The sequence below is a fragment of the Niveispirillum sp. CC-CTL257 genome (assembly GCF_059489915.1).
In genome coordinates this window covers 2,378,819-2,403,118 of record NZ_JCAJXE010000001.1, presented here as the reverse complement: position 1 = coordinate 2,403,118, position 24,300 = coordinate 2,378,819, and the positions used below count along the sequence as shown (strand labels likewise).

The 24,300-nt window shown below is 62.5% G+C and carries 21 protein-coding genes and 4 tRNA genes; 21 read left to right on the top strand and 4 right to left on the bottom strand.

The window, feature by feature from the left end; translation table 11 throughout:
* Positions 1-72 precede the first annotated feature (72 nt).
* Together ABC729_RS11285 and rlmB are read right to left on the bottom strand one after the other, a co-directional pair.
* Positions 73-147: transfer RNA gene (locus ABC729_RS11285), tRNA-Thr, on the bottom strand.
* Between the two features lie 53 nt (positions 148-200).
* On the bottom strand, positions 201-1,406 hold the full coding sequence (rlmB, locus tag ABC729_RS11280; RefSeq protein ID WP_495607669.1) for a 23S rRNA (guanosine(2251)-2'-O)-methyltransferase RlmB: 1,206 nt from the start codon (positions 1,404-1,406) through the stop codon (positions 201-203).
* A gap of 139 nt (positions 1,407-1,545) precedes the next feature.
* On the opposite strand from rlmB, the gene ABC729_RS11275 reads away from it, so the two are divergent.
* The 17 genes from ABC729_RS11275 (at position 1,546) to ABC729_RS11195 (ending at position 18,337) form a co-directional block, all read left to right on the top strand.
* Positions 1,546-1,630: transfer RNA gene (locus ABC729_RS11275), tRNA-Tyr, on the top strand.
* A gap of 77 nt (positions 1,631-1,707) precedes the next feature.
* Positions 1,708-1,781 (top strand) — tRNA-Gly (locus ABC729_RS11270).
* Between the two features lie 64 nt (positions 1,782-1,845).
* On the top strand, positions 1,846-3,033 hold the full coding sequence (gene tuf / locus ABC729_RS11265; RefSeq protein ID WP_495607656.1) for an elongation factor Tu: 1,188 nt from the start codon (positions 1,846-1,848) through the stop codon (positions 3,031-3,033).
* A 263-nt stretch (positions 3,034-3,296) separates the two neighbouring features.
* Positions 3,297-3,372, top strand: a tRNA-Trp gene (locus tag ABC729_RS11260).
* A 105-nt stretch (positions 3,373-3,477) separates the two neighbouring features.
* Positions 3,478-3,675: a preprotein translocase subunit SecE gene (secE, locus tag ABC729_RS11255; protein WP_054169740.1), complete on the top strand. Its 198-nt coding sequence runs from the start codon at positions 3,478-3,480 to the stop codon at positions 3,673-3,675.
* A gap of 4 nt (positions 3,676-3,679) precedes the next feature.
* Positions 3,680-4,210, top strand: coding sequence for a transcription termination/antitermination protein NusG (gene nusG, locus ABC729_RS11250; protein WP_054169727.1), 531 nt, complete (start codon positions 3,680-3,682; stop codon positions 4,208-4,210).
* Positions 4,211-4,342: 132 nt separating this feature from the next.
* A complete protein-coding gene (gene rplK / locus ABC729_RS11245; protein ID WP_495607668.1) occupies positions 4,343-4,777 on the top strand; it encodes a 50S ribosomal protein L11 in 435 nt (144 codons plus the stop codon).
* Positions 4,777-5,484 carry a 50S ribosomal protein L1 gene (gene rplA, locus ABC729_RS11240; protein WP_495608670.1) on the top strand — a complete coding sequence of 236 codons (708 nt, stop codon included), beginning with the start codon at positions 4,777-4,779 and terminating at the stop codon, positions 5,482-5,484. The genes rplK and rplA overlap by 1 nt, the downstream gene beginning before the upstream one ends.
* Positions 5,485-5,794: 310 nt before the next feature.
* Positions 5,795-6,313 carry a 50S ribosomal protein L10 gene (rplJ, locus tag ABC729_RS11235; RefSeq protein ID WP_245924102.1) on the top strand — a complete coding sequence of 173 codons (519 nt, stop codon included), beginning with the start codon at positions 5,795-5,797 and terminating at the stop codon, positions 6,311-6,313.
* Positions 6,314-6,358: 45 nt separating this feature from the next.
* The gene (gene rplL / locus ABC729_RS11230) at positions 6,359-6,739 is read left to right on the top strand and encodes a 50S ribosomal protein L7/L12 (RefSeq protein WP_102113010.1); all 381 of its coding nucleotides are present in this window, start codon (positions 6,359-6,361) and stop codon (positions 6,737-6,739) included.
* 378 nt (positions 6,740-7,117) lie between these two features.
* Positions 7,118-11,311 carry a DNA-directed RNA polymerase subunit beta gene (rpoB, locus tag ABC729_RS11225; protein WP_495607667.1) on the top strand — a complete coding sequence of 1,398 codons (4,194 nt, stop codon included), beginning with the start codon at positions 7,118-7,120 and terminating at the stop codon, positions 11,309-11,311.
* 88 nt (positions 11,312-11,399) lie between these two features.
* Positions 11,400-15,686 (top strand): DNA-directed RNA polymerase subunit beta', encoded by a 4,287-nt coding sequence (rpoC, locus tag ABC729_RS11220; protein WP_495607666.1) that lies wholly within the window; start codon positions 11,400-11,402, stop codon positions 15,684-15,686.
* A 107-nt stretch (positions 15,687-15,793) separates the two neighbouring features.
* Positions 15,794-16,297 carry a DUF6766 family protein gene (locus ABC729_RS11215; RefSeq protein WP_495607665.1) on the top strand — a complete coding sequence of 168 codons (504 nt, stop codon included), beginning with the start codon at positions 15,794-15,796 and terminating at the stop codon, positions 16,295-16,297.
* A 32-nt stretch (positions 16,298-16,329) separates the two neighbouring features.
* A complete protein-coding gene (locus ABC729_RS11210; protein ID WP_495607664.1) occupies positions 16,330-16,929 on the top strand; it encodes a helix-turn-helix domain-containing protein in 600 nt (199 codons plus the stop codon).
* Between the two features lie 71 nt (positions 16,930-17,000).
* A complete protein-coding gene (locus tag ABC729_RS11205) occupies positions 17,001-17,642 on the top strand; it encodes an HD domain-containing protein (RefSeq protein ID WP_495607663.1) in 642 nt (213 codons plus the stop codon).
* A gap of 73 nt (positions 17,643-17,715) precedes the next feature.
* A complete protein-coding gene (locus ABC729_RS11200) occupies positions 17,716-18,045 on the top strand; it encodes a hypothetical protein (RefSeq protein WP_495607662.1) in 330 nt (109 codons plus the stop codon).
* Positions 18,046-18,055: 10 nt separating this feature from the next.
* On the top strand, positions 18,056-18,337 hold the full coding sequence (locus ABC729_RS11195) for a hypothetical protein (protein ID WP_495607661.1): 282 nt from the start codon (positions 18,056-18,058) through the stop codon (positions 18,335-18,337).
* Positions 18,338-18,350: 13 nt separating this feature from the next.
* Here the strand turns inward: ABC729_RS11195 and ABC729_RS11190 are convergent, their stop codons facing one another.
* Together ABC729_RS11190 and rimO are read right to left on the bottom strand one after the other, a co-directional pair.
* On the bottom strand, positions 18,351-18,752 hold the full coding sequence (locus ABC729_RS11190) for a DUF2306 domain-containing protein (RefSeq protein ID WP_495607660.1): 402 nt from the start codon (positions 18,750-18,752) through the stop codon (positions 18,351-18,353).
* 89 nt (positions 18,753-18,841) lie between these two features.
* Positions 18,842-20,179, bottom strand: a complete 1,338-nt coding sequence (gene rimO, locus ABC729_RS11185) for a 30S ribosomal protein S12 methylthiotransferase RimO (protein ID WP_495607659.1) — start codon at positions 20,177-20,179, stop codon at positions 18,842-18,844.
* 160 nt (positions 20,180-20,339) lie between these two features.
* On the opposite strand from rimO, the gene ABC729_RS11180 reads away from it, so the two are divergent.
* From ABC729_RS11180 to fusA, 4 genes are all read left to right on the top strand, one after another.
* Positions 20,340-20,945 (top strand): Uma2 family endonuclease, encoded by a 606-nt coding sequence (locus ABC729_RS11180; RefSeq protein ID WP_495607658.1) that lies wholly within the window; start codon positions 20,340-20,342, stop codon positions 20,943-20,945.
* 399 nt (positions 20,946-21,344) lie between these two features.
* Positions 21,345-21,716: a 30S ribosomal protein S12 gene (gene rpsL, locus ABC729_RS11175; RefSeq protein ID WP_054169737.1), complete on the top strand. Its 372-nt coding sequence runs from the start codon at positions 21,345-21,347 to the stop codon at positions 21,714-21,716.
* A gap of 12 nt (positions 21,717-21,728) precedes the next feature.
* Positions 21,729-22,199 carry a 30S ribosomal protein S7 gene (gene rpsG / locus ABC729_RS11170; protein ID WP_416573388.1) on the top strand — a complete coding sequence of 157 codons (471 nt, stop codon included), beginning with the start codon at positions 21,729-21,731 and terminating at the stop codon, positions 22,197-22,199.
* A gap of 18 nt (positions 22,200-22,217) precedes the next feature.
* On the top strand, positions 22,218-24,290 hold the full coding sequence (gene fusA / locus ABC729_RS11165; RefSeq protein ID WP_495607657.1) for an elongation factor G: 2,073 nt from the start codon (positions 22,218-22,220) through the stop codon (positions 24,288-24,290).
* Positions 24,291-24,300 lie beyond the last annotated feature (10 nt).

Sequence of the window (24,300 nt, the reverse complement as noted above, 5' to 3'; positions counted from 1 at the left end):
TCAACAGATGACGCAACGGGTGGAGATCAGGGTTTGGACTATGGGGGAAACTCTGCCAAACGCGACGAGCACTGGTGCCGGCTGTCAGGATTGAACTGACGACCTACCGCTTACAAGGCGGTTGCTCTACCACTGAGCTAAGCCGGCGATCCAGGCGGGGTTGCCGGAGGGAGAACCCCTCCGGCGAACGGGCGGGGACATTAGCGTCGCCGAGCGACCTCGTAAAGAGCTACGGCGGCTGCTGTCGAAACATTCAGGCTGCCGACGGGGCCGCCCGTGGGCAATTTGGCGATTTCGTCGCTGCGCTCCCCCGTCAGACGGCGGATGCCATCGCCTTCAGAGCCCAGAATCAGGGCCGTGCGGCCCGACAGATCAACCTCATGCAGGTGGCGGGCACCCGATTCGGCCAATGCGACGGTCCAGAAGCTGGCGGCTTTCAGCTGATCGATGGCGCGGGCCAGATTGGTGACACGCACCAATGGCACCGCCTCCACCGCACCCGACGCCGTCTTGGCCAAGGTGCCAGTGACGGGCGGGGCGTGGCGGTCCTGCACGATCACGGCCTTGGCGCCGAAGGCAGCGGCGGAACGCAGCACGGCACCAACATTGTGCGGGTCCGTCACCTGATCCAGCACGACCACCAGGGCCAGCGGATCGTCGGCGGCGGCATCGACAATATCCTCTATCTCCACCTCGGGCAGCGGTGCGCAGGACAGGGCCACGCCCTGATGCACGGCGCCGGGCGGCAGCAGCTTGTCGATCTCTTCCTTTTCCACCAGACGCGGCTCGGGCCGGTCCAGTTCGGCGTCGGACGCCTTCTGGAACGCCTCCTCCAGCGCCTCCAGGCCTGATTCGGTGACGAACAGGTCGCGGATCTTGCGGCGCGGATTCATCCAGGCGGCCGAGGCAGCATGCACGCCATATAGCAGATTATGCTTGTTCAGCGCCGGGCCGGTGGTGGCGCGCAGCGGCGTGGGTTCGAAACCCAGTTCCTCGGCGGCACTTATCGGACGGCGGCGCTCCGCACCACCCCGGTCCTGGCCGGCGGCGGGCCGGCGATCATCGCGGTGCTCGTCACGCCGATTATCCCGGCGGTCATCGTTCCGCTCTGGGCGCCGTTCGGGCCGCGGGCCGCGGGGCGGGCGGCTGTCGCTGCCCGTGCGCGCGCCGCGCGTATCATCATCACGGCGGGGGCCACGCGGCGGGCGCGCGTCACCATCGCGGGCGGGCTTAGCAAAGCCGGGCTTGCCGCCGGCCTTGGGGCCGCGCGCCGCGCGGGGATTGTCATCGTCACGACGGGTATCGCGCGAGGGGGAGCGGGCGCCGGGGCGTCCGGCGCCGCTACCGCTGGCGCCGCCTTTGCCACCGGGGCGACCGGATTTAGGGGAGGGGGGTCGGTTTCTCATTTACGCACTTTCGTTCAAACCCAGGATTTCCGCCAGCGGATAGAAAGAATGAAGACGCATGTCAGATTGGCGTTGACAGGGGCGATTTAATCCTTATAACCCGCACTCCGTTCAGGCCGCTGGCCGGGAACGGCACCGCGGAAGGGTGGCCGAGTGGTTAAAGGCAGCAGACTGTAAATCTGCCCGCATAGCGTACGCTGGTTCGAATCCAGCCCCTTCCACCAGTTCAGGCGCGCCTCAGAATATGGGGCGCGCCGTTCTGCTTGTGGTGACGTTGTCGGGCGGTGGGCGAACGACCCGTGCGGGTGTAGCTCAATGGTAGAGCAGAAGCCTTCCAAGCTTACGACGAGGGTTCGATTCCCTTCACCCGCTCCATACCGAACCTCTTCCACGACCCGGCGTCTTCTAGAGATCGCAGCAGGCAAGGGCACAGGATACCATGGCTAAGGCAAAGTTTGAGCGGACGAAGCCGCACTGCAACATCGGCACCATCGGTCACGTTGACCATGGCAAGACGTCGCTGACGGCCGCCATCACGAAGGTGCTGGCCGAAAAGGGCGGCGCCACGTTCACGGCGTATGACCAGATCGACAAGGCGCCGGAAGAGAAGGCCCGTGGCATCACGATCTCGACCGCTCACGTCGAGTACGAGACGGACAACCGTCACTATGCCCACGTGGACTGCCCCGGCCACGCCGACTATGTGAAGAACATGATCACCGGTGCCGCGCAGATGGACGGCGCGATCCTGGTGTGCTCGGCCGCTGACGGTCCGATGCCGCAGACCCGCGAGCACATCCTGCTGGCCCGTCAGGTCGGCGTGCCGGCCCTGGTCGTGTTCCTGAACAAGATGGACCTGGCCGATCCGGATCTGGTCGAGCTGGTGGAGCTGGAGCTGCGCGAGCTGCTGACCTCCTACGGCTTCCCCGGCGACGACATTCCCATCGTCCCCGGCTCCGCCGTTTGCGCCCTGAACGACACGCAGCCGGAAATCGGCCGCGAAGCCGTTCTGAAGCTGATGGCTGAAGTTGACCGCTACATCCCGCAGCCGGAGCGTCCGGTTGACAAGCCGTTCCTGATGCCGATCGAAGACGTGTTCTCGATCTCGGGCCGTGGCACCGTGGTGACGGGCCGCGTCGAGAAGGGCATCGTCAAGGTCGGTGAGGAAGTCGAGATCGTTGGCCTGAAGGCCACCGTGAAGACGACCGTGACCGGCGTTGAAATGTTCCGCAAGCTGCTGGACCAGGGCCAGGCTGGCGACAATATCGGCGCGCTGCTGCGTGGCACGAAGCGTGAGGACGTCGAGCGCGGTCAGGTTCTGGCCAAGCCCGGTTCGATCACCCCGCACACGGAGTTCGAGGCCGAGACCTACATCCTGACGAAGGAAGAAGGCGGCCGTCACACCCCGTTCTTCGCCAACTATCGTCCGCAGTTCTACTTCCGCACCACGGACGTCACCGGTTCGGTGACCCTGCCGGAAGGTACGGAAATGGTGATGCCCGGCGACAACATCCGCTTCGCCGTGAAGCTGATCGCCCCGATCGCCATGGACGAAGGCCTGCGCTTCGCCATCCGTGAAGGCGGCCGCACCGTCGGCGCCGGCGTCGTGTCGAAGATCGTCAAGTAAGCCAACGGCCCTCGGGCCTGTTGATGGGGAAGGGCCGCTGGTAACAGCGGCCCTTTTCCTTTTGTAGGAAGGCTTTGCTGGTAACGGCGACGTTTTCCCGGGAATGCGGTGGGCGCAATGATCCCCTGCAACGGCTGTCAGCAATCGGTGAAAACTGGTTGTTGCGTTGCGGGCGCAACTGCGCTATCAACCCGCACTCCCCGGGACCGCTCGGGGCGACGGTGATGTTTTGTCACTGACGCCCGGAATGGAACCGACGGTGTAGGAGTGTAGCTCAACTGGTAGAGCACCGGTCTCCAAAACCGGGGGTTGGGGGTTCGAGCCCCTCCACTCCTGCCATCCCTTAAATAAGGATGGCCCCCTGCCGAAGTCCGGCCCCCAGCCGGTGCCAGTGCCAGGGTGACAACACGGTATGTGCATTCAGGAATGATGGCCAACGCCGACATGGCTAAAACCAATCCCGCAGAATTCTTGCGCGAGGTGCGCCGTGAGGTCGCCAAGGTCACTTGGCCGACGCGGAAGGAGACTCTTGTCTCGACCGCCATGGTCTTCGTGATGGTGATCCTGGCCTCTGTCTTCTTTCTGACGGTGGACCAGATCCTCGGATTCGGCATTCGCCTCATTCTTGGTATCGGGGGCTGATCCCATGGCCATGCGTTGGTACGTCGTCCACGTCTATTCCGGCTTCGAAAAGAAGGTCGCTCAGGCGGTTCGTGAGAAGGCTGCGCAGAAGGGCTTGGAAGAGCTGTTCGGCGACATCCTTGTTCCGACCGAAGAGGTCGTGGAAGTGCGCCGTGGCGCCAAGATCAACTCCGAGCGCAAGTTCTTTCCCGGCTATGTGCTGGTGAAGATGGAGTTGACGGACGACACTTGGCATCTGGTGAAGAATGCGCCGAAGGTGACGGGTTTCCTGGGCGGTGGCGGTAAGCCGCAGGCCATTTCGGAAACTGAGGCGCTGCGCATCATGAATCAGGTGCAGGAAGGCGTGGAGCGGCCCAAGCCCTCCATCACCTTCGAGGTGGGCGAGAATGTCCGTGTCACGGACGGTCCCTTCACCTCCTTCACCGGTCTGGTGGAAGAAGTGGACGAGGACAAGTCCCGCCTCAAGGTCGCGGTTTCGATCTTCGGCCGCGCCACCCCGGTGGAACTCGAATATACCCAGGTCGAAAAGATCTGACGAATTTCCGGCTGGTGGTCTCCATCGGCCGGCTCCCGCGTGGGAGGCTAAGTCCGCAAGTCCAAGGGCGGCCGCACCACGCAAATCCCATGACGGAACGGCCCGGCCTTCCGTCAGACTATGAGGATCATCATGGCGAAGAAAATCGTCGGCTACATCAAGCTGCAGGTTCCGGCCGGCAAGGCCAACCCCAGCCCGCCCATCGGTCCGGCGCTGGGTCAGCGCGGTCTGAACATCATGGAGTTCGTCAAGCAGTTCAATGCGAAGACGGCCCAGCTGGAACAGGGCATGCCCATTCCGGTCGTGATCACCGCCTATGGTGACCGCACCTTCACCTTCGTGACCAAGACCCCGCCGGTGACCTACTTCCTGAAGAAGGCCTCGGGCATCACCAAGGGCTCCTCCACGGTCGGCAAGTCTGCCGCTGTTGGCAAGGTCACGACCTCTCAGGTCCGCGCCATCGCCGAACAGAAGATGGTCGATCTGAACGCGAACGACGTCGAAGCCGCGATGACCATGATCGTCGGTTCCGCCCGTTCCATGGGTCTCGAAGTGGTGGAGGGCTGATCATGGCCATCGGTAAGCGTCTGAAGAAGGCCAACGGCAACGTTGACCGCGCCAAGTTCTACGCCCTGGGTGACGCTGTCGCCACGGTGAAGAGCAACGCCACCGCCAAGTTCGACGAAACCGTCGAAATCGCGATGAACCTGGGCATCGATCCGCGTCACGCTGACCAGCAGGTCCGTGGCATGGTGGTTCTGCCGAACGGTACCGGCAAGACCGTCCGCGTCGCCGTGTTTGCTCGCGCCGCCAAGGCCGAGGAAGCCAAGGCCGCTGGTGCCGATCTGGTCGGTGCCGACGATCTGGCCGAGCAGATCCTGGCTGGCAATATGGACTTCGACCGCTGCATCGCCACCCCGGATATGATGGGCGTTGTCGGTAAGCTGGGTAAGGTCCTGGGCCCCCGCGGCCTGATGCCGAACCCGAAGCTGGGCACCGTGACCCCGAACGTCGCCGAGGCCGTCAAGGCCGCCAAGGGTGGTTCGGTTGAGTTCCGCGCCGAGAAGACCGGTATCGTTCATGCCGGCGTTGGCAAGGCCAGCTTCTCCGCCGAAGCGCTGGAAGAGAACGTCAAGGCGTTCGTTTCGGCCATCAACCGTGCAAAGCCGGCTGGCGCCAAGGGCACCTATGTCGAGAAGGTCTCGCTGTCCTCCTCCATGGGTCCCGGCCTGAAGCTGGACGTGCAGGCGCTGGTCGCCGCTCTGAACGCCTAAGTTCAGAGAACGAATTTCCCGTTCCGGTCTCGGCCGGAACGGGATCGGGCCTTCTCACAAGGAAGGCCCACCCTGTCCGAGACCGCCGCGCGCCGATGGAGACTTGTCTCCTGACGCTTAATAGACCAGCCGGCGCAGACAGGAGCGAAAGCATTGATACGCCGGGACGGCGACAGCCGCCCTGGACATGATGGCTTGAAGCTTCTGGGACAGGTAACCCCGTCTGGGCTGGTTCGTTTGAACCGGCCTGGATGTGTTGTAACCGGGCGGAACAGCCTTTTGGCTGTCCTGTCCCAAATGGAGGCGAACCGTGGATCGTTCACAGAAGGAAGCTACGATCGCGGCCCTTAATCTTGAGCTGCAGTCGGCAGCCCTCGTCGTCGTGACTAAGCAGTCCGGCATGACGGTGGCTGAAGTTACCGACCTGCGCCGCAAGATGCGGGCTGCGGGCGCTAGCTACAAAGTGACCAAGAACTCGCTCGCCGTCATCGCCCTCAAGGGCACGCAGTTCGAGAAGACCGAGGGCCTGTTCAAGGGCCCGACCGCCATGGCCTGGTCCAAGGACCCGGTTGCGGCGGCCAAGGTTGCGATCGACTACGCCAAGACCAACGACAAGTTCAAGGTCATTGGCGGCTCCATCGGCGCTGTCACGCTGGACGCTTCGGGTGTCGAAGCCCTGTCCAAGCTGCCGTCGCTGACGGAACTGCGTGCTGGCCTGCTCGGCATGATCCAGACCCCGGCGACCCGTATCGCTGGTGTTCTGCAGGCACCGGGTGGCCAAGTGGCCCGCGTTCTCGCGGCCTACGCCAAGAAGGACGAGGCGGCCTGAGCCGCATCTTACCCAACGTTTATCTAGTTCCCTTAGGAGAGCATCATGTCCAAGCTGGAAAAGCTGGTTGAAGAACTGTCGGCCCTGACCGTCCTGGAAGCCGCCGAACTGTCGAAGCTGCTGGAAGAGAAGTGGGGCGTTTCCGCCGCCGCTCCGGTTGCCGTTGCCGCTGCCCCGGCCGCTGCTGGCGCCGCTGCTCCGGCTGCTGAAGAGCAGACCGAGTTCACCGTTGAGCTGGTTGACGGTGGCGACAAGAAGATCAACGTCATTAAGGAAGTCCGCGCCATCACCGGCCTGGGCCTGAAGGAAGCCAAGGACCTGGTCGAAGGCGCTCCGAAGGTCGTCAAGGAAGGCGTGCCGAAGGACGAAGCGGCCAAGATCAAGAAGCTGCTGGAAGATGCCGGCGCCAAGGTCGCCGTCAAGTAATAGTGGCGATCTTCGCTGCATAAGAAGGCGCTGGACGGTGGCACCCGGGAACGGGGGTCGCCGCCCGGCGTCGTCTGTCTTTTCTGAACCGGAACGTTCCGCTATCATGGCGGGCTTTTCCGGGACGGGACCATGGCGGTTCCGGAAGGGGTGGGATCAAACCCTGCTCCAGACGGGAAAAACCAAGGCGGATCCTGGCTTCCACCGGCAGCGGAAGTGGGTGACGCTGATGATAACGACGTGGCTAAGCGCCTATCCGAACTGGATTTGCGCCCGCGTCGATTCGTGTTTTGGGGTGGCGGGTTTCGGCCCGATGCCTCGAATTTAGGCATTGACTAGAGCGCGCATTGCACCGGGCGAGTTCACGAGAGGCACTCTATGGCCAAGTCGTTCACGGGACGTAAGCGTATCCGCAAGAGCTTCGGGCGTATCCCCGAGGTGACCCGCATGCCGAACCTGATCGAGGTTCAGCGCAGTTCCTACGACCACTTCCTGCAGATGGACGTGGCGCCGGAAAAGCGGGCGGTCCTCGGTCTCCAGGAGGTCTTCAAGTCGGTATTTCCGATCAAGGACTTCTCCGAGCGCGCCGTGCTGGACTTCGTCCGGTACGAGCTTGAGCAGCCGAAATATGATGTCGAGGAATGCCAGCAGCGCGGTATGACCTTCGCCGCCCCGCTGAAGGTGACGCTGCGTCTCACCGTGTTCGACGTTGATGAAGATACCGGCCTGAAGTCGATCCGCGACATCAAGGAACAGGACGTCTACATGGGCGATATGCCCCTGATGACGGCCAACGGCACCTTCATCATCAACGGCACCGAGCGCGTGATCGTCAGCCAGATGCACCGTAGCCCCGGTGTGTTCTTCGACCACGACAAGGGCAAGACCCACAGCTCGGGCAAGTACCTGTTCGCCGCCCGCGTCATCCCCTATCGCGGCTCGTGGCTGGACTTCGAGTTCGATGCCAAGGACATTGTCTATGTCCGCATCGACCGCCGCCGCAAGCTGCCGGCCACCACGCTGCTCTACGCGCTGGATGGCCTGGACACGGAAGCCTCCCGCGCCGCCCGCAAGGCGCTGGGCAAGGATCTGCTGCCCTATGAGGCGCAGGGCATGACCAAGGAAGAAATCCTTGGTGCCTTCTATGAGACCGTGACCTACACCCGTTCCGGTGCCGGCTGGAAGACCGCCTTCGAGCCGGAGCGCCTGAAGGGGCAGAAGCTCGCGACGGACCTGATCGACGCCCGCACGGGCGAAGTGCTGGTCACGCGCGAGACCAAGATGACCCCGCGCGTCCTGAAGCGTCTGGTCGAACAGGGCCTGACGGAAGTGGCCGCCCCCATCGAAGAGATCATCAGCCGCTATCTGGCTGTCGATATTATCGATGAGCGTACTGGCGAGGTCCTGTACGAGGCCGGTGACGAGATCAGCAGCGCTTCGCTGGACAAGCTGGAAAAGCTGGGTGTGCAGGAACTGCCCGTCCTGGCCATCGATCATCTGAATGTCGGTCCCTACATCCGCAACACGATGGCCGCCGACCGCAACGCGTCCCGTGAGGATGCGCTGGTCGACATCTATCGCGTCATGCGTCCGGGTGAGCCGCCGACGCTGGAAAGCGCTGAGGCGCTGTTCCAGGGTCTGTTCTTCGACCAGGAACGTTACGACCTGTCGGCCGTGGGCCGCGTGAAGATGAACGCCCGTCTGAATTTCCAGACGGATGATCAGATGCGCGTGCTCCGCAAGGAAGACATCCTGAAGATCCTGAAGATCCTGGTGGAACTGAAGGATGGCCGGGGTGAGATCGATGACATCGACCATCTGGGCAACCGTCGCGTCCGCTCTGTCGGCGAGCTGATGGAAAACCAGTACCGCGTCGGCCTGCTGCGCATGGAACGTGCGATCCGCGAGCGTATGAGCTCGGTCGAGATTGATACGGTCATGCCGCATGACCTTATCAATGCCAAGCCGGCGGCCGCTGCCGTCCGCGAATTCTTCGGCTCCTCGCAGCTGTCGCAGTTCATGGACCAGACCAACCCGCTGTCGGAAATCACGCACAAGCGTCGTCTCTCGGCCCTGGGGCCGGGCGGTCTGACGCGTGAACGCGCGGGCTTTGAAGTCCGCGACGTCCATCCGACCCACTATGGCCGTATCTGCCCGATTGAGACGCCGGAAGGCCCGAACATCGGTCTGATCAACAGCCTCGCGACCTATGCCCGCGTGAACCAGTACGGTTTCATCGAAAGCCCCTACCGCAAGGTGGTGGACCAGAAGGTGACGTCGGAAGTGGTCTATCTGTCGGCCATGGAAGAAGGCCGCTACATGGTGGCCCAGGCCAACGCGCCGTTGCAGGCCGATGGCAAGTTCGCCGAACTGCTGGTCTCCTGCCGTAAGGGTGGCGAGTATCTGCTGGCCCGTCCGGACATGATCGACCTGATCGACGTGTCGCCCAAGCAGGTTGTGTCCGTCGCCGCAGCACTGATCCCGTTCCTGGAGAACGACGACGCGAACCGCGCGCTGATGGGTTCCAACATGCAGCGTCAGGCCGTGCCGCTGATCAAGGCGGACAGCCCGCTGGTCGGTACCGGCATGGAAGCGACGGTTGCCCGTGACTCGGGTGTGACCATCGTCGCCCGCCGCGCCGGCATCGTCGACCAGGTGGACGCCACCCGTATCGTGGTCCGCGCGACCGAGAATACGGACCCGGCGGCCCCCGGCGTTGACATCTACAACCTGCTGAAGTTCCAGCGTTCCAATCAGAACACCTGTATCAACCAGAAGCCGCTGGTGAAGGTGGGCGACCGGGTGATCAAGGGCGATATCATCGCCGACGGTCCCTCGACCGACCTGGGTGAACTGGCCCTGGGCCGTAACGTGCTGGTCGCGTTCATGCCCTGGAACGGTTACAACTTTGAAGACTCGATCCTGATTTCCGAGCGGATCGTGCGCGATGACGTCTTCACCTCGATCCATATCGAGGAGTTCGAGGTCATGGCCCGCGATACCAAACTGGGCCAGGAAGAAATCACCCGCGACATTCCGAATGTCGGCGAAGAGGCTCTGAAGAACCTCGACGAAGCCGGCATCGTCTATATCGGCGCCGAAGTCCGTCCGGGCGACATCCTGGTCGGCAAGGTCACGCCGAAGGGCGAAAGCCCGATGACGCCGGAAGAAAAGCTGCTGCGCGCCATCTTCGGTGAGAAGGCCTCTGACGTGCGCGACACGTCCCTGCGCCTGCCGCCGGGTGTCGTCGGTACCGTCGTGGAAGTGCGCGTCTTCTCCCGCCGTGGCGTTGACAAGGACGAGCGCGCCCTGGCGATCGAGCGGGCCGAGATCGAGAAGCTGGCCAAGGACCGCGACGACGAGAAGGGCATTCTCGAGCGCTCCTTCTACACCCGTCTGAAGGAACTGCTGATCGGGCAGACCGTCGTGTCGGGTCCGAAGGGCCTGAAGGGTGGCGAGGCGATCACCGCCGAGCTGCTGTCGGGTCTGAGCCGCAATCAGTGGCGCCATATTTCCGTCGCCGATGATGGCGTGATGGAGTTCATCGAGCAGACCGGCAAGGTGTTTGACGACAGCGTCCAGCGCCTGCAGGAGAAGTTCGAGAACAAGGTCGAGAAGTTGCAGCGCGGTGACGAGCTGCCGCCCGGCGTGATGAAGATGGTCAAGGTCTTCGTGGCTGTGAAGCGCAAGCTGCAGCCCGGCGACAAGATGGCCGGTCGTCACGGCAACAAGGGTGTTATCTCGCGCATCACCCCGATCGAAGACATGCCGTACCTGGAAGATGGCCGGAATGTCGACATCGTGCTGAACCCGCTCGGCGTGCCGTCGCGCATGAATGTCGGTCAGATCCTGGAGACCCACCTTGGGTGGGCCGCAGCAGGGTTGGGCCGTCAGATCGGCGAGATGCTGGACAAGATGCGGGCCAAGGCGACCGACGCGGCCATCAAGTCCAAGACCCTGGATGAGCTGCGGGCCCGCCTGCGCCACATCTATGGTGAGGATGTGTGGGGCGCCGACATCGCCGACATGGGCGATGCCGAGCTGATCGAGCTGGCCAACAACCTGCGTCGCGGCATTCCCTTCGCCACGCCCGTCTTCGACGGTGCGCGCGAGGAGGACATCTGCCGCATGCTGGAAGATGCCGGCATCGACCGTTCGGGTCAGATGCAGTTGATCGACGGTCGCACGGGTGAGCCGTTCGACCGCCGCGTCACGGTCGGTTACATCTACATGCTGAAGCTGCACCACTTGGTCGATGACAAGATCCACGCCCGTTCCATCGGCCCCTACAGCCTTGTGACCCAGCAGCCGTTGGGTGGTAAGGCGCAGTTCGGTGGTCAGCGCTTCGGTGAAATGGAAGTGTGGGCACTGGAAGCTTACGGCGCCGCTTACACGCTGCAGGAAATGCTGACGGTGAAGTCGGACGACGTGTCCGGCCGTACCAAGGTTTACGAAGCCATCGTCCGTGGCGACGACAACTTCGAAGCCGGCATTCCCGAAAGCTTCAACGTTCTGGTCAAGGAACTGCGTTCTCTGGGCCTGAATGTCGAGCTGAACGAGCGCGACTACTAAGGGCCGATCAGGTCGACGCCCGGCGGGTCACCGCCCGCCGGGCGTCCTCATCGTTTGACGAAGCCATGACCCCCAGGGGAGACGGCATATGAATACCGAATTGATGAACATCTTCGGCACCCCGCAGGGTCCGCAGAGCTTCGACCAGATCCGCATCTCGATCGCCAGCCCGGAGCGTATCCGCTCCTGGTCGTTTGGCGAGATCAAGAAGCCCGAGACGATCAACTACCGGACCTTCAAGCCGGAGCGCGACGGCCTGTTCTGCGCCCGCATTTTCGGTCCGATCAAGGATTACGAGTGCTTGTGCGGCAAGTACAAGCGCATGAAGTATCGCGGCATCATCTGCGAAAAGTGCGGCGTGGAAGTGACCTTGTCCAAGGTCCGCCGCGAGCGCATGGGCCATATCGAACTGGCCTCGCCCGTTGCCCATATCTGGTTCCTGAAGTCGCTTCCCAGCCGTATCGGCCTGTTGCTCGACAACACGCTGAAGGATCTGGAGCGCATCCTTTACTTCGAGAACTATGTCGTTATCGAGCCGGGCCTGACCGAGCTGAAGCAGGGTCAGCTGCTGTCTGAAGACGAGCTGATCGACTTCCAGGACAAGTACGGCGAAGACACGTTCACCGCCAAGATCGGTGCCGAGGCCCTCAAGGACATGCTGTCCTCCCTGGACCTGGTCACCGAGAAGGCGAACTGCCGTGACGACCTGCGCGAGACCTCGTCTGAGGCCAAGCGCAAGAAGCTCGTCAAGCGTCTGAAGATGCTGGAAGCCTTCCTGGGCAACCCGGTCGAGGTGGAAACGGTCGCCGATTACGAGCGGTTTGAAGGCTATAAGGAGCGTATCGAGCGCGCCGACGGCCCGACCATCTACAAAACCTACCCGGAAGCCACCCGCCCGGAATGGATGATTCTGGAAGTCGTTCCGGTCATCCCGCCCGAGTTGCGTCCGCTGGTGCCGTTGGATGGTGGTCGTTTCGCGACGTCGGATCTGAACGATCTGTACCGCCGCGTGATCAACCGTAACAACCGTCTGAAGCGCCTGATCGAGCTGAAGGCCCCGGACATCATCGTCCGTAACGAAAAGCGCATGCTGCAGGAAGCTGTGGACGCGCTGTTCGACAATGGCCGTCGCGGTCGCGTCATTACAGGCGCCAACAAGCGTCCGCTGAAGTCCATCAGCGACATGCTGAAGGGCAAGCAGGGGCGCTTCCGTCAGAACCTGCTGGGTAAGCGCGTCGACTATTCCGGTCGTTCGGTTATCGTCGTGGGCCCGGAACTGAAGCTGCACCAGTGCGGCCTGCCGAAGAAGATGGCGCTTGAGCTGTTCAAGCCCTTCATCTACGCCAAGCTGGAATTGTATGGTCTGGCCAGCACGATCAAGGCCGCCAAGCGTATGGTGGAAAAGGAACGTCCCGAGGTCTGGGACATCCTGGAAGAGGTCATCCGCGAGCATCCCGTGATGCTGAACCGCGCGCCGACCCTGCACCGTCTTGGCATCCAGGCGTTCGAGCCGACCCTGATCGAAGGCAAGGCGATCCAGCTGCATCCGCTGGTCTGCACGGCGTTCAACGCCGACTTCGACGGTGACCAGATGGCCGTGCACGTCCCGCTGAGCCTTGAGGCCCAGTTGGAAGCGCGCGTCCTGATGATGTCGACCAACAACATCCTGTCGCCGGCCTCTGGCCGTCCCATCATTGTGCCGTCGCAGGATATCATCCTGGGTCTGTACTACATCACGATGGAACTGCCGGGTGCGGTTGGTGAAGGCATGGCCTTCGGCTCCATCGGCGAGATTGAGCATGCGCTGGCGGCCAAGGTCGTCACGCTGCATTCCAAGATCCAGGCCCGCTATCACACGGTGGACCAGGATGGCAATCCGATCACGACCCGTGTGACGGCCACCCCCGGTCGCATGCTGCTGTCGGAGATCCTGCCGCGCCATCCGGCCATTAAGTTCGACCTGATCAACCGCCTTCTGACGAAGAAGGAAATCGGCAACATCATCGACGTCGTCTACCGCCATTGCGGTCAGAAGGAGACGGTGATTTTCGCCGACCGGATGATGCGTTTGGGCTTCACCAACGCGTTCAAGGCCGGCATCTCCTTCGGCAAGGATGACATGGTCATCCCGGCCGAGAAGGAAACGCTGGTCAAGGAAGCCCAGGACCGCGTGAAGGAGTTCGAGCAGCAGTATCTGGACGGTCTGATCACCCAGGGCGAAAAGTACAACAAGGTGGTCGACGTCTGGTCGGAAACGACCGAAAAGGTCGCCGGCGCCATGATGAAGGTGATCGAGCAGCCGCGTCCGGGCTTCGGCGTGAACTCGGTCTACATGATGGCCCATTCCGGTGCCCGTGGTTCGCCGGCCCAGATCAAGCAGCTGGCCGGTATGCGCGGTCTGATGGCCAAGCCTTCGGGCGAAATCATCGAGACGCCGATCATCTCCAACTTCAAGGAAGGCCTGTCGGTTCTGGAGTACTTCAACTCCACCCACGGTGCCCGTAAGGGTCTGGCCGACACCGCCTTGAAGACGGCGAACTCCGGTTATCTGACCCGCCGTCTGGTGGACGTGGCGCAGGATGCCATCATCACCGAGACGGATTGCGGTACGAAGAATGGCCTGACTGTGAAGGCGGTGATCGATGGCGGCGACGTCATTGTTCCCCTGTCCGAGCGTATCCTGGGCCGTACCTCGACCGTCGATCTGGTCAACCCGCTGACCGGCGAGATGATCTTGCCGGCTGGTGAGCTGATCACCGAGCGCGAGATCGAACTGGTCGACCGCGCCGGTATCGACACCGTCCATATCCGCTCCGTCCTGACCTGCGAAACGCAGGACGGCGTGTGCGCCCACTGCTATGGCCGCGATCTGGCCCGTGGTACGCGGGTGAACATGGGCGAGGCTGTGGGCGTCATCGCCGCGCAGTCGATCGGTGAGCCGGGCACGCAGCTGACGATGCGCACGTTCCACATCGGTGGTGCGGCACAGCGTGGTGCGGAGCAGAGCTTCATCGAGGCAACGCTCGACGCCAAGGTCATCGTCCGTAACCGCAACCTCGTCATGAACAGCGAGGGTGTGCCGGTGGTGATGGGCCGCAACTGCGAGCTGGCGCTGCTCGACGAGCAGGGCCGTGAGCGCGCCAAGCACCGCGTGCCTTATGGTGCCAAGCTGAACAAAGCGCTGGCGGTTGATGGCGCGCCCATCAAGCGCGGTGACCGCTTGGCCGAGTGGGACCCGTACACCCTTCCGATCCTGACGGAACGTGAGGGTACGGCCACCTATGTCGATCTGGTGGAAGGCATCTCGGTTCGCGAAGTCATGGATGAAGCCACCGGCATCTCCTCCAAGGTGGTGGTCGATTGGCGTCAGCAGCCGCGCGGTGCGGACCTGCGTCCGCGCATCGCCCTGCTGGACGCCAATGGTGATGTGGTCAAGCTGCCGAACGGCACCGAGGCCCGTTACTTCATGAGCGTCGATGCCATCCTGTCGGTGGAAAATGGTGCGAAGGTTCAGGCCGGTGACGTGCTGGCCCGTATCCCTCGCGAAAGCTCCAAGACGCGTGACATCACCGGCGGTTTGCCGCGCGTGGCCGAGCTGTTCGAAGCCCGCCGTCCCAAGGACTTCGCGATCATCGCGGAGATCGAGGGTCGGGTGGAATTCGGCAAGGACTACAAGACCAAGCGCCGCATCGTTGTGAAGAATGACGAGACGGGGGAAGAGCGCGAGTACCTGATCCCGAAGGGCAAGCACATTGCCGTTCAGGAGGGCGACTATGTCCAGAAGGGCGACAGCCTGATGGATGGTAGCCCGGTGCCGCACGACATCCTGTCGGTCATGGGCGTCGAAGCGCTGGCGAACTACCTGATCAATGAGATCCAGGACGTCTATCGTCTGCAGGGCGTGAAGATCAACGATAAGCATATCGAAGTGATCGTCCGCCAGATGCTGCAGAAGATCGAGGTCTCCGATCCGGGTGACACTACCCTGCTGATCGGTGATCAGGTTGATCGCGTGGAGTTCGAGCAGGAAAACCGCGCCGTTCAGCAGCGGATCAAGGAAGGCGAAGTCGATCTGCGCTTTGCGGTCGGCAAGCCGGTTCTGCAGGGCATCACCAAGGCCTCGCTGCAGACCCGTTCCTTCATCTCTGCCGCGTCGTTCCAGGAAACGACCCGCGTCCTGACGGAAGCTGCCGTCCAGGGCAAGGTCGACAATCTGGAAGGCCTGAAGGAGAACGTGATCGTCGGTCGTCTGATCCCGGCCGGTACCGGTTCGGTCGTCAACCGTCTGAAGGCCATCGCTGCCGAGCGCGACCGCGCCATGCAGCTGGGCGAAGACGCCGATGCCCCGGCCCTGCCGGACGCAGCGGCCGAGTAAGATCGGCCGTCGCAGAGCAAGCAAGGAAAGGGCCACCCCGGCAACGGGGTGGCCCTTTTTCGTTTCGGGACGTCAGGAACAATCGCGCCCCTGCCGGGTTCCTCCCCATGGCGCGGGCCGTCGCCGGCGCAGGGTTCGGAGAGGTTCCCATGCAGCGCTACGCCTATGGCTGGATCACGCTGGCCTTCTTCATCGTCTCAATCTTCGGCCATTGGATATTTGGGTGGTTCGCCTATGCCGATGACGCCATCCAGCATGGAAGCGCCCCCACGCTGGTGCCCTTCATCATGCAGATGGGTCGGGAGACCTTCGAGAACTGGCAGTCGGAGTTCCTGCAGCTGCTCTGGCAGGTCTGCGGCCTGGCCTATTTCCTCTATGCCGGCTCGCCCGCCTCGAAGGAGAATGACGACCGCATGGAGGCCAAGATCGACGCCCTGCTTCGCCTACAGGCGGGCGACCGTGCCGACAGCCTGATTACAGAACTGGACGAGCGTTACCTGCGCACCCACGGCCATGCAAAGCCGTTGTGCCATGGCGAACTTCCCCTGCAGGTCGATCCCGGCTATGAGCCGCAGCAGGCTTCTCATCCCGGCGGCACAAGTCCAGTATAGGGTCTAGGTTCTCTGGTCTCGGTGCATTGTCCATGTCCACGCCCATATCGTTCGGTGCCCGTCTCAAACGTCTGCGCCGCCTGCGCGAAATGAAGCAATCGCATCTCGCCGATCTTGCCGGCGTTGATCAGACCACCGTGTCGCGGTGGGAGAGAGGCGTTCTTGTTCCCGATCCAAAGCGGGCGGCAGAGTTGCTGCGTCTGGTGGGTGTGGACGGAACGCCAACGCTGGACCGCGCCCTGGCCCGACTGGTCCGCCATTCAACGGCGTCGGTGCATCTGATTTGTGACAGAACGCATCGGCTGCTGGCGGCCTCTCCGCCGCGTGAAAAGGAATGGCGCGTGTCCGCCACCGATCTACTGGGCGTTGGGCTTCGTTGTTTTGCGACATTGGAGATTGAGGCCGCGGAGACGCGCCTGGATGATCTGGGCTGGCATGACGGGGCAGTCGACAGCCTGATGCTGTGGCCCGGGGACGGGCGTAATGGGACGTTGCCTATCATGCCCGTGATGATGCTCTGGGAAAGATTGCCGCTGGCCGATGGGGGCACGGCGCGACTTTGCACGGATTTCCCGGAAATCGCCATCCGGCCCGGCCTGCACCGACCGCCGTCACAACTGCTCCACGCCTGAAATAGGCGTAGTTTTAAGATCGGGTTGGGGGCAACAGAGCGCGATAGCTTTCTCTTTCCTGGAACTGTCCCATGCCCCTTCCCGCTGAATCCATTGCCGCTATTCCTCGCATCCTTGACTTCCTGGCCCTGTCTGAAAGGCTGAAGCTGGAACTGCGCCATAGCTGGCTGTCCGATGGCCGGCGCGAAAGCGTGGCTGAGCATTGCTGGCACATGGCGCTGATGGCGATGCTGTTGCACCGGCATCTCTCACATCCGACCGATCTGGGGCACACCCTGAAGCTGATCCTGATCCATGATCTGGTTGAGGCGCTGGTTGGCGATATCCCCTTCTTTGAGGCCAGTGAGCGTAAGGCCATGAAGCGCCAGCGTGAGCAGGAGGCCATTCTGGAGATCGAGAGGCGGCTGCCCGGCGACCTGGGTCGCGAGGTTCGTGACCTGTGGGAAGAGTTCGAAGCGCGGATAACACCGGAGGCCCGTTTCGCCGGTGCGCTGGATCATCTGGAGGTCCAGGCCCAACATAACCTGGCGGATCTTGCCAGCTGGGAACCGGTTGAGCATGAGCTGGTTTACTGGAAAATGGACAAGCCATGTGCCCATGATCCGTTCCTGACGGCTTTTGCGCAGGCTATAGCAGGGCAGGCAGAAGCCAAGATGCGGGCCGGGGGCATCGACATTGACGCCGTCAGGCAGCGGGTCGCGGCGCGCGGCTGAACCTTCTCCCTTGGCAAGCGCTCCTGCTGCCGCCTAAATTGCCGGCGTTGTTCTCAGGCGGGAGGTATGCGCCATGGCGGGTGGTCGTTTGTCGGGCAAAGTGGGCTTGCTGTTCGCAGCCCTGTCCGGTGTCGGTGCGGCATCCATCGTGGGAGAGCTGCTGCGCGCCCTGCCACAGGCACAGGCCATTGCGGCACAGAATCCGATGCTGCTGGTGGCGGCACCCATCCCCATCGGCGCGGCAGTGGCCATTGCACAGATTTTCTGGCTGCGGTCCCTGACCGCCCGGTCGTCCGTGCCCGCAGCACCAATGGCGACACCGGCCCGCACTCTGGTGCCGCCCCCGGATGACGGGCAGAGCGGGGGCAAGCCCCCGCGCTGGCGGCCTGTCATCCGTAACTGAGGGTACGGCGATGAACCGTACCCAGCTGACCCTGGCACTCGACCGTATGGACAGGCTGTACCCTAACGTGCTTCAGCCCGATTACCGGGATGAGGTGTTGGGAGTCGGTCGTTCTTTTGCGCCGCTGGCCCGGACCGCCAAGAAGCTCGGTGGTTTGCTGCACGCCCATCGAGGCCGTAAGCTGGATCAGTTGGAGGAACGGGTTGTGGCGGAGGTCCGACAACTGCATGACGAGTTGCGCGAAGGCGCGCAGCGGCTGCTGGCGGCAAAGGTCTGGATCGGGGACGAATAGCCCCCGACTGCGGTCAGGCCCCGAAGAATACCTTATGCATCAGGCGTCCGGGCAACAGCGTGAAGGCACCAGTGATCAGCAGCGCCATGATGTAAAGTCGCACCATCGCCTTTTTGTGCCGCGCGATGTCGCCCCTGCGGGCCAGACGAATGGCCTGCCACAGCGCGATTAAGGTCAGCACCGACAGAAGGTGAATGGCGCTGAACAGCCCGAACATCCGGATTTCATGGATGAAGAAGGAAGACAGCGCAACGATGGCCATGCAGGCCACCCAGATACGGCCCAGAAGCCGGTGGGTCGGCGTACCCTTGGGGCTGGCTAACTGCACGCCACCCAGGATGATGGCGGTGGCCGCCAGCACTGCATGAAGCTGGATCAGCGCCGGGGCGCTCAGGAAAAGATCAAAACCCTGCAATTTAAATCCCCTGTCCGATAGGTTTTTCCAACCTATCGGACAAACCAGACTGGAAAATCAATGGTCTGGTTAAAGGGAACATGAAGAATTCAGCGGATGACGCTGCCCCACAAGTCATACTCGTCCGCTTCCTCAATCTTCACGCGGACCATATCACCGGGCTTTACCTTGAATTCGTCATTCAGGTAGACCGCGCCGTCGATCTCCGGGGCATCGGCCCAGGAACGGCCGATGGCGCCGTCCTCGTCCACCTCATCAATCAGCACATCCATCTCGCGACCAATCTTGGTGGCAAAGCGTTTGGCGCTGATTTCCTGCTGGTGCGCCATCAGGCGGTTCCACCGCTCCTCCTGCACCTCTTTCGGCACAGCGCCGGGGATCTCATTGGCGGGCGCACCCTCCACGGGCTCATACTTGAAGCAACCCAGACGGTCGATCTGCGCCTCGGTCAGCCAGTCCAGCAGATACTGGAAATCCTGCTCCGTTTCCCCAGGGAATCCCACGATGAAAGTGGAGCGAAGGGTCAGGTCGGGGCAACCCTGGCGCCACATCTTGATCCGGTCCAGCACCTTGTCGGTATTCGCCGGGCGCTTCATGGCCTTCAGGACATTGGGAGCCGCATGCTGGAACGGAATATCCAGATAGGGTAGCACCTTGCCCTCGGCCATCAGGCCGATCACCTCATCCACATGCGGATAGGGGTAGACATAGTGCAGGCGAATCCAGGCACCCAGGTCACCCAGTTCGCGGGCAAGATCAATGAACTTGGCGCGGACCTGGCGGCCCTTCCACTTGCTTTCCGCATAGCGGGTGTCCATGCCATAGGCGGACGTATCCTGGCTCACCACCAGGATTTCCTTCACACCGGCCTTTACCAGCGCCTCTGCCTCGGCAAGCACCATGTTGGCGGGACGGGAGACGAGGTCGCCACGGATCGACGGAATGATGCAGAAGGTGCAGCGATTGTTGCAGCCCTCCGAAATCTTCAGATAGGCGTAGTGCCGGGGCGTCAGGCGCAGGCCCTGTGGCGGCACCACATCCAGATACGGGTCATGGCGCGGCGGCACCACCTCATGCACGGCGCTGACCACCTGCTCATACTGGTGCGGACCCGTCACGGCCAGGACGTTGGGGTGGTTCTGACGGATCAGGCTCTCTTCCTTGCCCAGACAGCCGGTGACGATGACCTTGCCATTCTCCTTGATGGCTTCCCCGATGGCCTCCAGGCTTTCGGCCTTGGCAGAGTCCAGAAAGCCGCAGGTATTGACCAGCACCACATCCGCCCCGTCATAGGAGCCGGAAATCTCATACCCTTCCGACCGCAGCTTGGTCAGGATGCGTTCACTGTCCACCAGCGCCTTGGGGCAACCGAGGGAGACGATGCCAACCTTGGGGGCGGCGGCGGGGGAATGGGTCTGCTTGGTCATGGGGAAGGGTCCTTGAAAACAAGCGGCCTATATAATCTCGTGCGCGCGTTGAGGCCAGTGGGGCCGCAAGCATGGCGGGGTGGCGGAAAGCAGCGCGGATGGTGTGCCAGTACGATTCGGGGTATGATCGCCCCTCAGATACAGCATCCGGGATGCCGTTATGGCCAAGGCCGTCAAAAAGATCGATGTCAGCCGCATGACCATTGATGAGTTTCTGGCGTGGGACTCGGGCGATGACCTGCCTTATGAGCTGATAGAGGGTTGGCCTGTGGCACAGTCGGCGCCGACCCGCAGCCATGGGCGCATGGACGTCAATATAGGGGCCAGCCTGAAGCAGGGACTGAAGCAGGCGGGCCGTCCCTGCGTTGTTGAGAGTGGCAGCGCATTGCGCATCGACAAACGCTGGACTGTCCGCGCGCCGGACCTGCTGGTCCGTTGCGGCCCTGATCGGCAGACGGCGGAGATGCCGCTGCTGGCCGTTGAAATCCTGTCGCCCAGCAATTCCGCCAGCGAAATGGCCCGCAAGCGTGATGATTATGCCTCGGTGGGTATCCAGCAGGTCCTGGAATTGGACCAGGAGGAGGCGCGCGCCCTGCTCTGGCAGGTCGATGGCGACCGTTGGATTGTCGAAACGATCCGGGGTCTGGAAGCCTCCATTACGCTCGGCAGCATCGGTGTTACCATCCCCATGGCCGAGATCTATGAGGATGTGGAGCTGACCCTTGCCGCCGATGGCCCGCCGGTGGCGGCAGGGTCCGCTTCTTGATCGGTCCGCCAGCCCTGCGGAGTCCAGGGGGCCACGATGCGTTGCCAACGGGGCGGAAGACCTAGGGTCGCGCTTGACGGGGTGGGGCGACATCCCTATAGTCCGCCAACCTATTTCGGGGGGGCAGGCTGTAGCCCGCCCTCGTGGCGTCTAGACGCTGTCCCCACTGTTGGCATCAAGCGCTTACCCATCAGGGACGTTGGCCAGCTCCAAGGAACCTCCCCGGAACAGTCGATAGCCGCACCCGAGTCCTTGTTCGGACGGCGCATGAGATTCTCCCGCACGGAGCCTCAAGCTTCGTATGCGGGTGTTTTTCGTCCGTCGTCATGGGGTTGGTGGTGCGACCGGTTTGGAATGACATCCCCGTCTCGGGGATATGAGAAAAGGCGAAGGGCGTTCATGCCGACGATCAGTCAGTTGATCCGCAAGCCGCGGGCTCCGTTGGTGGCCCGGGATAAGGTGCCGGCCCTGCAGGAATGCCCGCAGAAGCGTGGCGTCTGCACCCGTGTCTACACCACCACTCCGAAGAAGCCGAACTCGGCGCTTCGTAAGGTCGCCCGCGTGCGCCTGACGAACGGCTACGAGGTCATCAGCTACATTCCCGGTGAAGGTCACAATCTTCAGGAGCACTCGGTCGTCATGATCCGTGGTGGCCGCGTGAAGGATCTTCCCGGTGTGCGTTACCACATCATCCGCGGCACGCTCGATACGCAGGGCGTGAAGAATCGGAAGCAGCGCCGGTCGAAGTACGGCGCGAAGCGTCCGAAGTAAGGAGAGCGAGCAATGTCCCGTCGTCGTAAAGCCGACAAGCGCGAAGTTCTGCCCGACGCCAAGTTTGGCGATATCGTGCTGACGAAGTTCATGAACTGCCTGATGTACGACGGCAAGAAGTCGGTGGCTGAGTCCATCGTCTATGGTGCCCTGGATCGCATCGAGGTGAAGGCGAAGCAGGACCCGCTGCAGCTCTTCCATGACGCCCTGAATAACGTCCGTCCCTATCTGGAAGTTCGTTCCCGCCGCGTCGGTGGTGCGACCTATCAGGTTCCGGTGGAAGTGCGTTCTGACCGTGCGCAGGCTCTGGCGATCCGCTGGATCATCGGTGCCGCTCGCAACCGTTCGGAGAACACCATGACCGAGCGTCTGTCGGGTGAGCTGCTGGACGCCGCGCAGCAGCGCGGTACGGCCGTGAAGAAGCGTGAAGACACGCATCGCATGGCCGAAGCCAACAAGGCCTTCTCGCACTACCGCTGGTAAGTCTGGACGCCCTGATCCATGGCCCGGTCCCATCCCATCCACTCCTATCGGAATATCGGCATTGCCGCGCACATTGATGCCGGCAAGACGACGACGACGGAGCGGATCCTGTTTTACACGGGTAAGTCCTATCGCATTGGCGAGGTCGATAACGGCACCGCCACGATGGACTGGATGGAGCAGGAGCAGGAGCGGGGCATCACCATTACCTCGGCGGCCACGACCTGTTTTTGGAAGGACCACCGCATCAATATCATCGACACGCCGGGTCACGTTGACTTCACCATTGAAGTTGAGCGTTCCCTGCGGGTTCTTGACGGTGCGGTTGCCCTTTTCGATGCGGTGTCGGGCGTCGAGCCCCAGTCGGAGACGGTGTGGCGTCAGGCGGACAAGTACCGCGTGCCGCGCATCTGCTTCGTCAACAAGATGGACCGTGTCGGTGCGGACCTTCTGGGGACGGTGGCGATGATTGAGGAGCGTTTGGGGGCCAACCCCGCGCTGCTTCAGTTGCCGCTGGGTGTGGAGGCGGGCTTCAAGGGTGTTATCGACCTGATCGCTATGAAGGCGGTCATCTGGGCCGATGATATGCTTGGCGCCCGGTTCGACGTTGTGGATGTGCCGGCCGACATGCTGGACGAGGCAAAGCGCTGGCGCGCCAAGCTGGTCGAGCAGGCGGTCGATATGGAAGAGGCGGCAACCGATGCCTTCCTTTCCGGTGTTGAGCTGGATGAGAAGGAACTGCGCCGTCTGATCCGCAAGGGCACCATCGGGCTCAAGCTCGTTCCGGTGTTGTGTGGGTCGGCCTTCAAGAATAAGGGCGTGCAGCCCATGCTGGATGCCGTCGTCGATTTCCTGCCTTCCCCGGCGGACAAGGGCGACATCCAGGGTACGACGCCGTCGGGCGATGCGGTCATCCGCGCCGCCAATGACGAGGCGCCCTTCGCGGCGCTGGCGTTCAAGGTGATGAATGATCCGTTCGCGGGGTCCCTGACCTTCGCCCGTATCTATTCCGGTTCTCTGCGTCAGGATGCCATCATGGCTAATCCGGGCAAGAAGCAGGAAGAGAAGGCTGGCCGCATGCTGTTGATGCATGCCAACAGCCGGGAGGAGATTGAGGAAGCCCATGCGGGCGATATCGTCGCGTTTGCTTCTCTGGAAGGGACGACGACGGGGGATACGCTGTGTGATCCGGTCCATCCGATCCTTCTGGAGCGGATGGAGTTTCCCGAACCGGTGATCGAGGTGGTGGTCGAGCCGCGCACGCAGGCCGATCATGACCGGATGGCAGTGGCGCTTGGCCGTTTGGCGGCCGAGGACCCTTCCTTCCGGATCGGCCGCGATCCCGAATCGGGCCAGGCGATCCTGCGGGGCATGGGTGAGCTTCATCTGGAGATCATCGTGGACCGCATGCGCCGGGAGTTCCGGGTGGAGGCGGCGGTGGGTAAGCCGAAGGTTGCCTATCGCGAGACCATCACCGCTCGGGGTGAAGTGGATCATACGCATCGGCGCCAGATCGGCAATGTCGGCCAATTCGCCCGCGTCAAGCTGGTGGTGGAGCCGGCGGAGGCGGGTCGAGGGCTGGTGTTCGTGAACAAGGTGTCGGCGGAAACGCTGCCCAAGGAATTTGTCACGGGCGTGCAGAAGGGGCTTGAGGCCGCCAGGACGTCGGGTGTGGTTGCCGGTTATCCGGTGGTCGATATCCGGGTCGAACTGGTCGATGGCGCCTTCCACGATGTGGAAAGCTCCGCACAGGCATTTGAAATGGCTGCGCGGACGGCATTGCGGGAAGGGCTGGCCAAGGCTCGCCCCGTCCTGTTGGAGCCCGTGATGAAGGTCGAGGTGATGACCCCGGAAGAATATCTGGGCGATATCATCGGCGACCTGAACAGCCGCCGGGGGCAGATCCTCGGCATGGATCAGCGGGGCAATGCCCGAGTGATCGATGCCAAGGTGCCGCTGGCGACGATGTTTGGTTATGTGAATACGCTGCGGTCCAGCAGTCAGGGCCGGGCACAGTACTCGATGCAATTCGAAACGTATGAACCGGCGCCGCACGCCATCGCTGACGAGCTTCGCAGCAAGGTGGCCTGAACTGGTCGTC